Genomic DNA, 16,206 nt, shown 5'->3' on the forward strand with positions numbered 1-16,206 from the left:
ATTTTGATTTTCTGAGAGGCTTGGCTATTATGATGGTTGTTGCCATTCACACCTTTAGCATCTCAAAAGGCGATTGTAGTTTCTAAATATATAGGTTTTTAGTGATTGAAATAGTTGATAAACATAATTGCTGTGGTTGTTCTGCTTGTGTGCAGGTCTGTCCCAAACGATGCATTTCATTTAATGAAGATGAAGAAGGCTTTCGATATCCTTTAGCGGATAAAGAACTTTGCATAGATTGTCATCTTTGTGAGACGGTTTGCCCATGCCTCAATCAAAATGAGACAAGAAAACCTCTGATCGTTTATGCAGCCATCAATCCGGATGAGGAAATACGTAAGAAATCATCTTCTGGTGGAGTTTTTTCGATGATTGCCGAAGTTGTCATAGGTGAAGGTGGTGTAGTATTTGGTGCTCGTTTCGATGATCATTGGGAGGTTGTCCATGACTACACTGAAACGAAGGATGGCTTAGTCGCTTTCCGTGGTTCAAAATACGTGCAAAGTCGTATCGGAGATTCCTATATCAAAACGCGCGATTTCCTAAAATTGGATCGTCAGGTTCTATTCTCCGGAACATCATGCCAAATCGCAGGTCTTAAGCAATTTCTGCGTAAAGATTATGACAACCTAATAACTGTTGAAGTAGTGTGCCATGGAGTACCAAGTCCAAAGATTTGGCGTGACTATATTTCCTCTATCTCAGCTACATTGGATTTTAGCCATATTTCGATGAAAGATAAATCAAGAAGCTGGAGAAGATACAATATTAATATTCGAGGAATAAAGGATATAGTAAACGAAAGGGCTTCCCAAAATAAATATATGTTGGCGTTCAAAAACAATCTCTCTATACGTCAATCATGCTTTAATTGTCCTGCTAAGGCAGGTAAAAGTAATAGTGATATTACACTTGCAGATTATTGGGGAATAGAACATATTGATCCGAATATGGATGATGACATGGGCACTAGCTTTGTTTGTGTTAATACCGAGAAAGGATTAGATATGATGCAGGTGATATCTGTAAGGAAGGATCAGACTGATTATGATGCGAGTGTTGTTTATAATTCTTGTATGATTACCAGCACAACTGAATCTATTCAGAGAGATGCATTTTGGAAATCTTATCATGAGAATGGGATACTATCATTGCAATCGCTTAAGCCTGTTAGTAATAATTTCTTGGTTAGAATAATTAAACGACTATTTCTTTTTATGAAATGAAAATAGGTATACTCACTTTTCATTGGGCTACAAACTATGGAGCAGTCTTGCAAACTTATGCACTACAATCTTTCTTGGAATCTATAGGGCATGAAGTGACAATAATAAACTATAAGCCAAGGAACTTTGATAATAGTATATGGCGTTATATAATAAATCGCAACTTCATGCACCATGCCCTTTATTGTGAAGGGCTGAAGAAAGAGTCTGCTATTGTGCCTTTTAGAGAAAAATACTTAAATCTCACAAATCGAGTATATAGGCTTACACAAATAACTGATGTTACTCATAATTTAGATATGGTAATCTCTGGTAGTGACCAAGTATTAAATCCATCATTCCTTCTTAATGGTGAGGGTAGAAGAATTCCGTCTGCAGCATATTACCTTGGATTTTCTTTTAAAGGAATGAAAGTGGGTTATGCCGTGAGTTTTGGGTGTACAGAATTCCCTGTGAATGCGTTGTCTCTTGCAAAACAAAACATTACAAATTTTGATAAGATAGGTGTTCGTGAAGAAACCGGTATTGAGATAGTGAAGGCTATGGGAAGAGAAGATGCAGTTCTTGTTCCTGATCCAACGCTTCTTTTAGGAAGTGAATCATATAAAAAGCTTGCAGAAGATTCGCAAGCTCAAACACCAGAAATATATAAATATTGCTTCTTCATTCGTAACATAGAAGCCAGAAAAGAACAGTTGTCATCTTTTTTTGGTGATAATGTGTTGTGGAATAACGATGATGCTAATTATTCACTTAACGATTGGTTGAGAAAAATAAAAAATGCCAGTTTCGTAGTGACTGATTCCTTCCATTGTATGGTAATGTGCCTTAAATTACATAAGCCTTTTGTTGTTGTTACGGCTAATAAAGGTAATGTTGGCATGAATGACCGCTTTTACACGCTTCTTTCCCCGATGCTATTATCATCCAGAATCATATATTTTGAAGATATAGCCCGGTTAGATGTTATGAAGAAGGAGTTGATAGATTGGCAGAATGTGGATTCTTATCTTGATTTGTATCCATCTATTGCCGAAGAATTTCTAAGAAAATGAAAATATTGCAATTAAATTGCGTCTATCGTCAAGGAAGTACAGGTAAGATAGTTGCTTCGATTAGTGATGTGCTTCGATCACAAGGTCATGAAGTATTTACCTGCTATGGCGTAGGTAACGATCATGCCGATGATTACTCTTCGAAAGTATGTGGTAATGGAGAGCATTACATCAACGCGGTTTTTGGTCGTATTTCAGGTATACCTTTTGGCGGAGTACATTATTCGAATATTCGGGTGAAACATAGCATTCAGGATTTTCGTCCCGATATAGTTCACGTGCACTGCGTAAACGCATCTTCGTTTAATGTTTATCGTATGCTGAAGTATTTAGCGAAGATTAAGATGAAGACTATTCTTACATTACATGCTGAGATTTTTCATACAGCAGGATGCTCACATTCTTACGACTGTGAGAAGTGGAAGAATGGTTGCCATAATTGCGAGGTTTATAAACAACGTGTTGGTTCTTACTTCTTTGATAGATCTGAGACTTCATATAGAAAGATGTATGATGCCGTTAATTCATTTGATAAAGACAAACTTATTGTTACTGCTGTATCTCCATGGTTGGCAGAAAGAGCTAAGCAGTCTGCTATCATGAAGGCGTATAACCTTGTTTATGTGCCTAATGGTGTTGATACATCGGTATTTCATTATACAGAGGGTTCAAATCGAATAAGACGAGATAATTACGACCGTGTAGTATTGTTTGTTACTCCTTATTTTGGATTGGAACAAAACGATATTAAGGGCGGTCGTTTTTTACCACAGATTGCCAAACTTATACCTAACTATAAATTTGTAGTTGTTTCAAACACCACATCAAAAAATCTCTCTAAGCTTCCAGCAAATATAGAGTTGGTGGGACGGGCAAAATCTCAGATCGAACTTGCGCAACTTTATTCAGAATCTGATTTAACGATACTGCTGTCAAAACGAGAAACTTTTTCTATGGTTACAGCAGAGTCTCTTTGTTGCGGTACTCCTGTTGTCGGATTTACTGCAGGCGGGCCTGAGAGTATAGCGATAGATGCTTTCAGTAATTTTGTAGAATATGGAAATATTAAGCTGTTAGCTGATGCATTGATTAATTGGAATAGTTCTTCTTATTATAAACAAGCTATATCAGAAATATCAGGAAGAGAATACTCTCAGGAAAATATGGCTAATAAATTTTTAAATATATATTCTTCTAATGGATATTAGAATCTATGAATTAGCTGTCATTATTTTGTTAGGACTTTTGTGTTCAAATTATGGACGTAAAGGTAAAACTTTTTATGTTTGGTCGGTCATAAGTATGCTCCTGTTGGAATCCGGTTTGCGTTCTTATTATGTGGGTAATGATACAATATTCTATTACAGCACATTTAATGACATGAAGATAACGTCTTGGTCGGATACTTTCTGTTTGTTTGCAGATGCATATATTCGAGGTACAACTCGAGATCCGGGATATAGTCTTTTAGTAAAGATACTACAGATATTTGTAAGTGATTTTACTTCATTTTTGCTTATCATAGCTGCAATATATTTTATACCACTGGGTTATGTTGTCAATAAATATACAGGCAGAACTTTAGAATGTATATTTGCATTTACACTTTATGTGGCATTGTTTCGTGTAATTGCGCTTTCTGGTGTCCGTCAGCAGATAGCTATAGGTTTTTCAATTATCGCATTAATTCAGATTCTTAAAGGGAAGAATCTATTGGCTGTTGTGTTTATTGTTTTAGGTTTCTTTATTCATACATCTTGTGCTTTATGTTTCGCTTGGTTTGGATTGAAGATGATACCGCATAAGTGGATCAACAAGGTTACTTATGTCAGCATACTTTTCGTTCCAGTCATGTATACCATGTCTGGAGCAATCATGTTGTGGCTTGCTTCCTTCATCAAAAATGATTATTACGCAAGCTATGGAGAAAGTGAAATGGCCGGAGGAGCAAATACTTATTTCCTGTTGATGGAGTTGCTTGCTATTGGCTGTTTCCTCTGCTTACGGAAAGTGACGAACAATAATACAATTCATAATTTCCTTACGAACTTGCCAATGGTCATTTTGCTTACACCTTTGATTATGCTGAATGGTTCTATGATTCGTATGGGACAATATTTCACTTTATACTTGTTAGTAATTCTTCCTATGGCTGTTAGGGTGAAGCTGCCTTATAGGAACATGCAGAACATTACCTTATGTTCCATGATTGGCATACTTCTTTATATGGTTCTTCAAAGCAATGTTTTATATTATTTCTTTTGGGAAAGATGAAGGTATTAATTCTTACTCTTAATGCCTGGAACTCATCAAATTCTACTGGCAATACAATTTCCAATTTGTTTTCTGAAATATCAGAAAATGACGAAGTGGCTAATATCTATTGCAGAAACGAAGCTATAAATAATACAATATGTAAGCGATACTTCAAGGTTACCGAGAATGATATTCTTTATCATGTGTTCTCAACAGATCTATGCGGTAATGTTGTAACTGACTATGGTGAAGGTAAACAAGAGGTAGGCCCCAATATTCTTGCAAAAAGTAAAAAAGGCGATTTTCTTAGAAAACATCGTTTCACATCATTATTGTTCCTACGTGAGTTGATATGGGCTCTTCCAGTTTGGAAAAATTGTCGATTAAATAACTTCTTAACAGATTTTGCTCCTGATGTTATTTATATGCATGGTCACAGCAACCTTTATATGCACAAGTTATTAGATTATTGTGCCAAGGTTACCGGAGCTAAAATTGCATTGTTCTGGGGGGATGATATGTATGGACGCAAATCGCATGCGCCTTTGGGCTATATATACGAGACCATGCTCCGAAGCCGCTATCGCAAATCAATTGAGCAGGCATCTTTGCTTTTTGGAGGTTCGCTGAAGCTATGTGATGAGTATACCAGCATTTTTAGAAAGCAGTTTGTTCCTTTCTTCAAGGAATGTAAACAGGTTCGTTATGACGAGAATAAAATAATAGGAAACCCTATCACAATTGTATACGCAGGTAATTTACTGTTCGGCCGTGAGCAGATGATGGTTGAGTTTGCCAAAGCATTAGAGAGCGTAAACACAAAGGGACTTTCGCATCAGTTCTTGCTGAAGGTGTTCTCTAATACCAACCCTTTTCCTGAATCACTGGGTGTATTGGATGATAAGAAGAACAGTCTCTTCATGGGATGTAAGCCATATAGTGAAGTCTGTGAGGAGATGGATAAGTCGGAACTGGTTTTGTTCATTGAATCTTTTGACAAGAAGAACATCCAGATGACTCGTCTATCATTCTCAACAAAGATTATTGACTGTATGCAATCTACGGCAGGTATTCTGGCTATTGGTCCTAAGGAGATTGCATCTATGGATTATATGGCAAAGAACGATCTTGGCTATATTATTTCTGATGTTACTGAGATGGAAGGAAGGTTAGCTTATCTTGCTGACCATACAGATCTCATTCAGGAAGAAAATAAGCATAAAGTAGAGTTTGCAACGAAGTATCACACCAATACTTCTGCGAAAGCACTGAACGAATTAAGAAAATTAGTGTGGAAAAAGTATTAATTATCCCAGGGAATACCGATTTGAACAGAGGTGATCAGGCTCTTGTATGGGAGACTATCAACTTGGTTGAGGATATTTATGGAAAGAACCAGGTAGAATGCTCACTTATGGGTGAGTTAGAAAGCGAACATGCTTACCTACAAAATCGTCAGACAGAGAAATTGGGTTATAAGTTCATAAGTTCATTATTAAAGCATCCAGGGCGCAAATTCCAATCTAAACCTGAAGATAGCAGAGGTTATTCTAAATTAACGATGCTTCAGTGGGGATGGCAAGCTGTAAAAGACTTTTTATGTACCCGATCTTTATTGTCTGATAGCCATATGATTAGGTCTATGGGCGAAATGTTTCTTAACCAAAAGGAAAGAGATACTTTAAACGCCTTCAAAGGGTGTGATGCTGTATTCGTTAAAGGTGGTGGTTTTATCCATTCTTATGGTAGCGTGACGGATCCTTATTTTGTTTATTTCGCCACATACCACATTCGCCTTGCTGAAGCATACGGAAAGAAAGTGTTTGTGTTGCCGAACTCGGTTGGTCCTTTGAAGAATGCTCAGGCAAGAAGTATTGCTGTGAAATCTTTGAAAAGATGTACACTTGCAACCATGCGCGAAAATATTTCAAAGCAGTTTCTGGACTCTCTGGATGTGAACTCCAAACTATATCCAGATCTCGGTTTTTTCCTTAAACCTTCAGAGACGGATATGCGTGATTACTTAACTGCTCATGGCGTACCTGTAGACCGGAAAAAAGTTGTAATGACCTTACGCCCTTATCGTTTTCAGGGTTTTGAGAATGCTGAGCAGTTATTTACAAATTACATTCAAGGTTTCGTTAACCTTGTTGGGTATCTTGTAAATAAAGGCTATCATGTTACCTTTATGGCACATACCTTAGGGCCAAGTAGTCATGAGGATGATCGTATAGCCATTAAAGATGTGGTCAATGTTTTATCTGAAAGAATCAAGAAAAGCACAAGTTATATTGAGGACTTCGAACTGACCTGTAAGGATATAGAGAAGATTTATTCTTATTACGACTATATGGTAGGAACTCGTTTCCATTCGGTTATCTTCTCGCTGAATGTTGGTGTTCCTGCTATAGCTATAGCTTATGGTGGAAATAAGGGTAAAGGAATCATGAATGTTCTTGGCAATGATGATTTCTCTATTGACATGGATAAGGTTCATGATAACAATTTGATTAACATGTTTGACGAACTGGAGAGTGGCCGCGATGCATATTTGGCCAATCTCACAGAAAAAAGAAAGCTGATTGATGAACAGAGGCATGCTCTGATTCAAGAAATTAGAAATTTACTGTAAATGCGTTATGCTTCTGAAATTCTGTAGGGCTGTGCTTCCCATTTTTATACTTATCATACATTCTTTATCATTAACTGCTCGAAGTCATGATGATAAGGTGTTCTATGCCGAAGCGTATGGCGTTGTAGGTGATGGCCGGACAAACAACCTGCAAGTTCTCCATCGACTGGCCAATGCTGTTAATGCCAATGGTGGTGGTCGGGTGGTTTTTCCAAAAGGTAAATCTTTTTTGGTTATGTTTGCTTCCGATCCAAATGGTGGCTACGCAAAAGTTCCGCTTGCTGATGCCATGGCATTATGCTTTTCTCATTGTAAGAATATAACGGTCGATTTAAATGGTAGTATTATTCAAGTTTCTCCCAATCATAGTACCAAATATAGCGTTATTCGTTTCTTTGATTGCAAGAACTTTGTGGTACAGAACGGATCTATTGTGGGTGATGCAATGAATCATGACTATTCGCCTGTAATATATAAGAGTAAAGAATACAAGACTTCACACGAATGGGGATATGGTATTTATTGTTCTGGTTCAACCGGTGCCATCTCGAATATGAAAATCTCTTATATGACTGGCGATGGGCTATATGTGGGCAGTACGTCTCACGATAAGGTTGCTTTTCATGGTAAGACCACAATTGATAGCTGCGAAATTTCTTATTGTAGAAGAAATGGAATCACAGGGTGTTCATCTCAAGGTTTGATAATTACGAATACCAATGTTCATCATATAGGAACTTATGGTGGAATGACAGGAACAGCTCCCATGGCCGGCCTTGATTTGGAATATGAGGATGGTGTTGGTGATAGGGGTGATATTACAATAGAGAACTGCCAGTTTACGGATTGTAGTAAATGGGGAATTGTGACTGCGAACTCTTTTGTTCCTAATCCGATGAATTTCAAACTCTCAAACAGCACTTTTACTCGGGCTACCCTTCACTTAAATAATATGCCGAAAAGCAAAACCAAGTTGGTAGAGGCTTGTGTGCTCAATGATGCCACGGTGTTTGTAGGCGATGCTGATGTTAAGAAATGTGAGTTCTATTTGGGAAGTCAGAACAACTATATCAGCAAGACGAATTTTTACGATTGTGATTTTGTCGGATTAAAAACTATCGAGAAAGGTAGTCGGTTGAATGGCTTCTCCATGGATAAGACAACTTTTGAGAAATGTCGTTTCAAAGATATTATCGGTAATGAGAAATCAGGAGTGGTATGGCAAGGATTTTCCGGTCATGTCTATCCTATGAATGTTGAATTCAAGGAATGTACATTCACTAATACAAGTTTCTGTCGAGGTGGCAATAAAAATGATTCCAGATTTTATTTCGAGGATTGCGTGTTTACGAAGGGATGCAAGATATTAAATCTAAGCAAGTCGCCAATTTCATTCAAAAACTGCTCACTTATAGATGTTGGGTCCTATGCTACTCAAAGTGGTCAATTTTCATTCGACCATTGCACCATTATTCAAAAAGACAAGACCGTTAATCAGCCATTGCTTCTTTTCGGCACGCATACGATGAAGGGATGCGATGTTGTTGACGAAGTTGGAATATCTGAAATTGCCAAAAAGAAGGGTGTAAAGCAATATAAAATTAAAGCATCTGGGACACAGCTTGGAGGCATATTACTAAAATAATGAATAACAAGAAAATAATACGTGTTGTAACCGTATCAGGATCATTAGTCTTTTATACCTCAACAAATCAAACTTTGAAAGACAAAGGCTATGAAGTGATACTTTTATCGTCTCCCGGTCCTGAACTTGAAGAAATTCAGAATGAGGACATAAGAACAATTGCTGTTCCAATGGAACGTCATATTTCCCTTAAAAATGATTTCAAGTCACTTCTGCAGCTTGTTAAGGTATTTCGTAAGGAAAAACCATTTATAGTACACTCCATGACACCAAAGGCGGGTATGCTCTGTATGATAGCAGCATGGATAGTTCGTGTTCCTCGAAGAGTTCATACCTTCACAGGCTTGGTCTGGCCAACGGCAACAGGTGTCAAGCGTAAGATACTGATGTTTACAGATTGGATTACTTGCTTCTGTGCGACTCATGTTATTCCAGAGGGAGAAGGTGTAAGGAATGACTTGCAAACTCATATCACCAAGAAACCAATGAAAGTTCTGGGCTATGGCAATGTTATGGGCGTTGATATGAATCGCTTCAGACATCGTCCAGAGATAGATGAAGCTGCCAAGACAATCAAAAAAGAAGGTATATTTACATTTATTTTTGTTGGCCGCATCGTTGGTGACAAGGGAATGAATGAACTCATGGAAGCGTTCGTTCGTTTGCTTAAGGTTAACGACAAAATAAGATTGATTCTGGTTGGTAAATATGAGGAAAATCTTGATCCTGTAAAACCTGAGACGCTTGAAAGAATTCAAAAAACGCCTCAGATTGAAGCAGTTGGTAGTAAGTTTGGTGACAATCTGCTTACTTACTATGTTGCCAGTGATAGTTTTGTATTTCCAAGTTATCGCGAGGGATTCCCTAATACGGTGATGGAGGCTGGTGCTATGGGATTGCCGTCAATTGTTACTGATATCAATGGAAGTCGCGAGATCATTGAGAATGGTAAGAATGGATTGATCATTCCTTCAAAGGATGCGGATGCCCTCTATGAGGCCATGAAAAAGATGATCGAGGATAAAGAAGCATATAAACGAATGGCTGAAAACGCTCGCCCTATGATTGATTCTCGTTATGAGCAAGGATTTGTACGATCATGCTTGCTTAATTTCTATGAGGAGATAATGAAATAAAAATGACTGCAAAAGGCAAAAGATGCTACTTGCACTCATAATCTCTGCATTGCATCCCATTACAAAGATTATGAGCTCTTTCTATTATTGATTGGAGTAGCGTCTACAAAGAATCTGAGAAGCAAAATGTAATAGCTGCTGCTTGAAAATCGATAAAGAAATTACAGGAGATGGTGCTTGCATCATCAAAGACAGATACTCAGGTGATGTTGTCACCTGCTATTGCTCCAGCAAAGGCAAAGTTGGGGTGGGAGGCACAATTCGGCATAGAGGAGATGTGCCGTGATAGCTGGACCTTCCTGAAGAACAATCCAAATGGGTATGAGAAATAATAATTAGAATGCTATATGTATAAATGTTTTTTTAAGCGTGCGATAGATTTTACAATCGCATTGGTAGTGTTACTGCTTATCTGGTGGATCATCGCTCTGATAGTTTTGTTCCTGCATTTTGCGAACAAGGGAGCGGGTGCTTTTTTCTATCAGGAACGTCCGGGTAAGAGTGGTAAGGTGTTTAAGGTGATCAAGTTTAAGACCATGACGGACGAAAGAGATGAAAATGGCGAACTGTTACCAAACGAGGTGCGACTGACCAAGGTGGGGCGTATTGTACGTTCGTTGTCGCTGGACGAGCTACCACAGTTTATCAATATTTTGAAGGGCGACATGGCATTGATTGGTCCAAGACCACTGTTGACATGGTTTTTGCCACTATATGACGAGATTCAGATGAGACGGCACGAGGTTAGACCAGGAATCACGGGATGGGCTCAGGTGAACGGACGCAACACGCTGTCGTACTCGAAAAAATTTGAGTATGACGTATGGTACGTAGATCATCTGAACGTGATGCTCGACTTGAAGATCGTGTGGATGACTGTAATGAATGTACTGAACCGCAAGGATATCGGTAATGGTTTGCAGAATGAGGTGGACGACCTTGGATGGGCAGAAAAGAAACAATGGGCAATCAATGAATTTGAGACAAAATATTGTAAATGTTAAAAAAACAAGCAATGGGACGGAAAAAGATTATCATTTTTGGAGCTACAGGTAATGTAGGTTCTTACGTAACGCTCTATGCGTTGAATTTCTTTGATAAGGAGAAGTATGAAGTAATTACCTCTGGTCGCAGAAAGACTGATTTTTGGGAGAAGCAGGGCGTACGTTATTTCTCGATAGACATCACCAAACAGGAGGACTTCGACAAGTTGCCTCAAGAGAATGTACATGCAGTGATTGACTTGGCTGCAGAGATTCCTTCTTACATGAGCGACTATGACCCGCGCAAGTATATAGACAGCATCGTGGTAGGTACTACCAACGTGCTGGAGTATTGCCGCAAGGTGAAGGCAGACCGTATCTTGTTCAGTCAGACTGTGTTCGACGTGTCACTGTATTCACAGGATCATGTGCTGGATCCATACGACAAGCCAAACTTTAGCTACACTGGCGACCATGCTGTATACGTGATCGCTAAAAACTGTGCACTGGAGATGATGGAGCACTATCATCAGGAGTTCGGACTGAAGAAGTTTGTGTTCCGTTTCCCAACTATCTATGAGTATAGTACATTCCAGTACTACTATCCCAACGGTGTGAAGACTATGCGCCCACTGTATCAGCAGATCAATAAAGCCATCAAGGGCGAGAACCTGACTATCTGGGGCGACAAGAACTATGCCAAGGATATGGTACACGTGTATGACTGTGCACAGATGATCTGCAAGGCTTGCTTGGTAGATCGTAATGGCGGTTTTTACAATGTAAGTACCGGAAAGCCAGTGACTCTGGAAGAGCAGTGCCAAGCTATCATCGACGTATTCTCACCAAAAGATCATCCTTCAAAGATTGAGTATATTGATCCTGATCGCAAGAGCGGTGGTGGCTTCCTGATGGATATTACCAATGCCAGGGAAGAACTGGGCTATGAGCCAGTGTATGACGTGCACAAGCTCTTTGAAAACTACAAGGAGGAGATGGCTCTTGACCGTTTCATGGAATTGCGTGGAAAATAAAAATCGCGAATGAAAGAATTCGGTTCAGATTTTCAACTTATGCCTGACTACCGCAATATTGTTGCTAAGTCGAGCAAAGGGACACTTTATGACGTATATGGCTGCATGCGTGAATATGCATGTGGCCGACACTCTATTGAGGCTATATGTAAATTTAAGGGTTGGAAGAGGATTTGGATTCCAGCCTATTTCTGTTATGAGGTGATAGGGTATCTGACCCATGAGGCAGGAATTGAGATAAAACTGTATGACGACACGCCTCTTTCGGATCGTGATGACAAGGTGGTTAGGGGTTTGCCTTACGAGGAAGGGGACGTACTGTTGAGAATGAATTTCTTTGCTCTTCGAGGATTTCGTACGAATGAGGGCATCAACGTGTCCGTGATAGAGGACCATACGCACGACATAATTTCGGAATGGACGAAGAGGAGTGATGCGGACTATTGCATTGCCTCGATAAGGAAGACAATGCCTACAGCTGCTGGCGGCATATTGTGGAGTCCTAAGGGGCTGCAGTTACCAGATCAGATAGGTGAGACGGATGACTGTAAGGCCATGGCGAAGATGAGATATGAGGGCATGGAGATGAAGCGCGAGTATCTGATGGGTAAGCCTGTGGACAAGAACGTGTTCAGAGAAAAAATGCTGACTTCGGAGGAGATCATCGATAAGTTGGGGCTCTCGGGTATGGACAAGGAAACAATGAATATAGCACGGGAGATGAACTATGGGATGTGGGATGAGTTGAAAGCTGAAAACTGGAGATTGGCGTATGAGATGCTGGGCTTGAAGTTCAATGTCCTTCGCCCCCTTTACTTCGACGAGATCAGTTTAAACTCGACTCAAAGTGATTGGAGACCGTTCTCGATTACCATTTTGTGCGATACTGCAGAGGAGCGAAGTGCTCTGAGAATGCATTTGATTAAGAATATGATTTATCCTGCTATCTTGTGGGCGGTGCCTGAGGATTCGGAATACCCAGAGGCTGTGGATTTCTCGAAAAGAATGCTGTCGGTGCATTGCGACCCGAGATATAGTAGGAATGATATAAAGAAGATGTGCGAACGCATACTTGCATTTGAATGTTAATCTTCCGATGATCGCGGGAATCGAAAAGACATATTATGAAAGAACTACAAATTAGCCAGCGAGGCATTGAGATGCCTCAATCACCAATTCGTAAGCTTGCTCCTCTAGCTTATGAAGCTGAGAGCAAGGGCGTGAAGATATACCGACTGAACATCGGTCAGCCAGACCTACCGACTCCTCAGAAGGCTTTAGATTGCCTGAGAACTATCAATCGTACTACATTAGAGTATAGCCCTTCCCAGGGTTACTTATCTCTTCGTGAGGCCTTGGTGGGTTATTACGACCGCTATCAGATTAAGCTGACACCACAGGATATCATCATTACGAGTGGTGGTTCAGAGGCGGTATTATTTGCTTTTATGAGTTGTTTGAACCCGGATGATGAGATCATTGTGCCGGAACCTGCTTATGCTAACTATATGAGTTTTGCAATCTCGGCAGGTGCTGTGATTCGTACGGTTACTACCACTATTGAGGAGGGTTTTTGTTTGCCGAAGGTGGAGGAATTTGAGGAGTTGATTAATGAGCGCACAAAGGCGATATTGATTTGTAATCCGAACAATCCAACGGGGTATCTGTATACCCAGAAGGAGATGAATCAGATTCGCGATTTGGTGAAGAAATACAACTTGTATCTGTTTTCGGATGAGGTGTATCGTGAGTTCATCTACACGGGTTCGCCTTATATTTCGGCCATGCACATGGAGGGGATCGAGCAGAATGTGGTGTTAATTGATTCGGTATCTAAGCGATATTCGGAGTGTGGCATCCGCATTGGTGCATTGATTACGAAAAACGAAAAAGTACGACAAATAGTGATGAAGTTCTGTCAGGCGAGATTGAGCCCGCCACTGATTGGTCAGATCATTGCCGAGGCGAGCATTGAGGGTACAGAGGAATATTCACGCGAGATGTATGAGGAGTATACTAGGAGACGAAAGACGCTCATTGATGGGGTGAACAAGATTTCTGGATGTTACACGCCTATTCCTATGGGTGCGTTCTATACAGTGGCGAAGTTGCCTGTGGATGATGCAGAAAAGTTCTGTGCTTGGTGTTTGAAAGAGTTTGTATATAAAGACGAGAAAACTCCAGTTTCTACGACGACAGGATTAGGACCAAAGATGGATTGTATTGGAGAGACCATTATGATGGCACCGGCTGCTGGGTTCTATACGGGTTGTTCGGAGCTTGGTAAGAATCAGGTACGCCTTGCTTACGTGTTGAATGAGGATGATTTAAAACGCGCACTTTTTATTTTAGAAAGGGCACTCGAAGAATATAATAAGATTAATAAGTAATTATGTTTAAGATCTATACAATCAACGAGGCGAAGGAATGGGACGAAAAAGTCGTGTCGTTTTCCAATCATGACATCTACTATTTGAGTGGATATTTGAAGTCGTTTGAGATACATGGGGATGGCTATCCTGTCCTCGTTTATTATGAGAGCGATGGACTGAGGGGTATGTGTGCATTTATGCTTCGCGATATAGCTGATGAAAAATGGGCTAAAAGTATCGATAAAGGACAATTCTTTGATGCTGTAACTCCTTACGGATATGGTGGGTGGTTGATGGATGGTGACTGCTCTGACGAGAAGTTGAAGCGTTTCTGGAAAGAATATGAAATTTTTATGAAGGGGCAGAAAATAGTTTGTGCTTTTACTCGTTGGTGTCCTTGGCTCAAGAATCAGGATGTAATGCGTGGCCTCTCGTCTATCATTGATTTGGGTAATACCATCTTCATTGACACCACTACTGTCGATGGTATTATGGAAAATATTAAAAGTAAGGACCGTAGCACTATCCGTAAGGCTGTGAAAAACGGTATAACTGTGAAATTAAGTGATGATCCAGCACTTTTTAAGGAGTTTATCGAGATATATAATGGGACTATGCTGAAGGATAATGCCGAGGAGTATTATTTTTTTAATTCGGAGTTCTATCAGTCTATTATTGATGACCTAAAAGGTAACTGGCTGATGGCTACTGCTAAACTTGAAGATAAAATTATTGCGATGAGTATCATGCTCTTCTGTAATGGGCATGTGCATTATCATTTATCTGGGAGTATCTTTGAATATAGAAGTTTGAACGCGACTAGCTTGATACTTTACGCGACCGCTATGTATGGTGCCGAACATGGATATAAGCTCTTCCATCTTGGAGGTGGTGTAGGATCGAGCGAGGATCCTCTGTACAAGTTCAAGAAGTCATTCAATAAGAATGGTGATCTACTGTTCTCTATCTCGAAGGATATGTTTGATCTGCAGACGTATAATATGCTAGTGGAGATAAGAAAGAAGAATGATGCAAAGTTCGTGCAGAGTGGATTCTTCCCGGGGTACCGTTCTGTTGAAGATTAAAGATATTTTTTGTAAGCAATCATATAAAGGCATCATTTTATAATGGTGACCGAATGACCTTTCTTGTGCAGAAGGATCGGATGGACATCATATCCAAGGTACAGAGGGACGTGTATCTGACGGCATCGGTTTATGCTTTACAAGAGGTTATAACTGTTACTGGCTTGTGCTTGGGGCTCTTTTGGAACCGGATGCGCAATATGAGCAATCGTGGGGAGGTGATGAAGAAGTTGCGGAAGGCTTGTCCGTTGGTAGCTAACATCTTTACTAATCAACAGGCTTCTCATTATACTTAATTGGATACGGAACAGAAGGAGAGCGTTGTGATGGTGGAGATGAAATCGCCACAGCCTGTAAGGAGCTTCACTGACTTCCTGCAGGAGAAAGTAATAGAGAAGTCGTTAGAATCGTTACGCTATAACCTAAATTTACAAGTGGAACTAATAGAGAAGTGTCCGTTCCCACAGTGGAAAAAAATGGAGGAATAAATGGTTGAAATTAAGAGAAATTTTGCGCATTGGAAATAATTGCTGTGGCGTTTGTAAACGTAAAATGGGGAATTAGCTCAGTTGGTTAGAGTACCTACTTTGCAACAAGCAGAGGGGGATAGTTCGAATCCGTTATTTTCCATGAGTTTACCGTCACAAAGTTCACTCCTAAGATCATAGAGATACAAGCTACGAGAATCATGATGGAAACTTACGATAAAAACGAGAACCCAATCCAAAAACTGAATAGCTTTTGGGACGCAAATATTCCGGAGGAAGTCATTCAGGGATTAT

At 39.8% G+C, this 16,206-nt stretch carries 16 protein-coding genes; all 16 read left to right on the plus strand.

The window, feature by feature from the left end:
* Positions 1-101 precede the first annotated feature (101 nt).
* The 16 genes from ACESQI_RS13265 (at position 102) to ACESQI_RS13340 (ending at position 15,912) form a co-directional block, all read left to right on the plus strand.
* Positions 102-1,226 carry a Coenzyme F420 hydrogenase/dehydrogenase, beta subunit C-terminal domain gene (locus tag ACESQI_RS13265; RefSeq protein WP_195571626.1) on the plus strand — a complete coding sequence of 375 codons (1,125 nt, stop codon included), beginning with the start codon at positions 102-104 and terminating at the stop codon, positions 1,224-1,226.
* Entirely contained in the window at positions 1,223-2,281 is a 1,059-nt protein-coding gene (locus ACESQI_RS13270; protein WP_373126287.1) for a polysaccharide pyruvyl transferase family protein, read from the plus strand. The genes ACESQI_RS13265 and ACESQI_RS13270 overlap by 4 nt, the downstream gene beginning before the upstream one ends.
* Positions 2,278-3,489: a glycosyltransferase gene (locus tag ACESQI_RS13275; protein WP_195571631.1), complete on the plus strand. Its 1,212-nt coding sequence runs from the start codon at positions 2,278-2,280 to the stop codon at positions 3,487-3,489. The genes ACESQI_RS13270 and ACESQI_RS13275 overlap by 4 nt, the downstream gene beginning before the upstream one ends.
* Positions 3,479-4,555 carry an EpsG family protein gene (locus tag ACESQI_RS13280; RefSeq protein ID WP_373126289.1) on the plus strand — a complete coding sequence of 359 codons (1,077 nt, stop codon included), beginning with the start codon at positions 3,479-3,481 and terminating at the stop codon, positions 4,553-4,555. The genes ACESQI_RS13275 and ACESQI_RS13280 overlap by 11 nt, the downstream gene beginning before the upstream one ends.
* Positions 4,552-5,844 carry a hypothetical protein gene (locus ACESQI_RS13285; protein WP_196039485.1) on the plus strand — a complete coding sequence of 431 codons (1,293 nt, stop codon included), beginning with the start codon at positions 4,552-4,554 and terminating at the stop codon, positions 5,842-5,844. The genes ACESQI_RS13280 and ACESQI_RS13285 overlap by 4 nt, the downstream gene beginning before the upstream one ends.
* Positions 5,829-7,169, plus strand: coding sequence for a polysaccharide pyruvyl transferase family protein (locus ACESQI_RS13290; RefSeq protein ID WP_195571639.1), 1,341 nt, complete (start codon positions 5,829-5,831; stop codon positions 7,167-7,169). Before ACESQI_RS13285 ends, ACESQI_RS13290 begins: the two co-directional genes overlap by 16 nt.
* Positions 7,170-7,176: 7 nt before the next feature.
* Positions 7,177-8,814, plus strand: a complete 1,638-nt coding sequence (locus ACESQI_RS13295) for a right-handed parallel beta-helix repeat-containing protein (protein WP_195571641.1) — start codon at positions 7,177-7,179, stop codon at positions 8,812-8,814.
* Entirely contained in the window at positions 8,814-9,950 is a 1,137-nt protein-coding gene (locus tag ACESQI_RS13300; protein WP_195571643.1) for a glycosyltransferase family 4 protein, read from the plus strand. The genes ACESQI_RS13295 and ACESQI_RS13300 overlap by 1 nt, the downstream gene beginning before the upstream one ends.
* Positions 9,951-10,120: 170 nt before the next feature.
* Positions 10,121-10,282, plus strand: coding sequence for a hypothetical protein (locus tag ACESQI_RS13305; RefSeq protein WP_229105867.1), 162 nt, complete (start codon positions 10,121-10,123; stop codon positions 10,280-10,282).
* Between the two features lie 15 nt (positions 10,283-10,297).
* Positions 10,298-10,954 (plus strand): sugar transferase, encoded by a 657-nt coding sequence (locus tag ACESQI_RS13310; RefSeq protein ID WP_195571646.1) that lies wholly within the window; start codon positions 10,298-10,300, stop codon positions 10,952-10,954.
* 11 nt (positions 10,955-10,965) lie between these two features.
* The gene (locus tag ACESQI_RS13315; protein WP_195571648.1) at positions 10,966-11,967 is read left to right on the plus strand and encodes an NAD(P)-dependent oxidoreductase; all 1,002 of its coding nucleotides are present in this window, start codon (positions 10,966-10,968) and stop codon (positions 11,965-11,967) included.
* A gap of 9 nt (positions 11,968-11,976) precedes the next feature.
* On the plus strand, positions 11,977-13,056 hold the full coding sequence (locus ACESQI_RS13320; RefSeq protein WP_373126293.1) for a hypothetical protein: 1,080 nt from the start codon (positions 11,977-11,979) through the stop codon (positions 13,054-13,056).
* Positions 13,057-13,091: 35 nt separating this feature from the next.
* The gene (locus ACESQI_RS13325; protein ID WP_373126294.1) at positions 13,092-14,357 is read left to right on the plus strand and encodes a pyridoxal phosphate-dependent aminotransferase; all 1,266 of its coding nucleotides are present in this window, start codon (positions 13,092-13,094) and stop codon (positions 14,355-14,357) included.
* 2 nt (positions 14,358-14,359) lie between these two features.
* On the plus strand, positions 14,360-15,424 hold the full coding sequence (locus tag ACESQI_RS13330) for a GNAT family N-acetyltransferase (protein ID WP_195571655.1): 1,065 nt from the start codon (positions 14,360-14,362) through the stop codon (positions 15,422-15,424).
* A gap of 53 nt (positions 15,425-15,477) precedes the next feature.
* Positions 15,478-15,720, plus strand: coding sequence for a hypothetical protein (locus tag ACESQI_RS13335; RefSeq protein ID WP_195571658.1), 243 nt, complete (start codon positions 15,478-15,480; stop codon positions 15,718-15,720).
* Positions 15,721-15,912: a hypothetical protein gene (locus ACESQI_RS13340; RefSeq protein ID WP_196039506.1), complete on the plus strand. Its 192-nt coding sequence runs from the start codon at positions 15,721-15,723 to the stop codon at positions 15,910-15,912. It begins immediately after the preceding gene.
* The last annotated feature ends 294 nt before the right edge of the window (positions 15,913-16,206 follow it).

It is taken from the genome of Bacteroides sp. HPS0048, assembly GCF_964240755.1.
Lineage (GTDB): Bacteria > Bacteroidota > Bacteroidia > Bacteroidales > Bacteroidaceae > Bacteroides > Bacteroides nordii.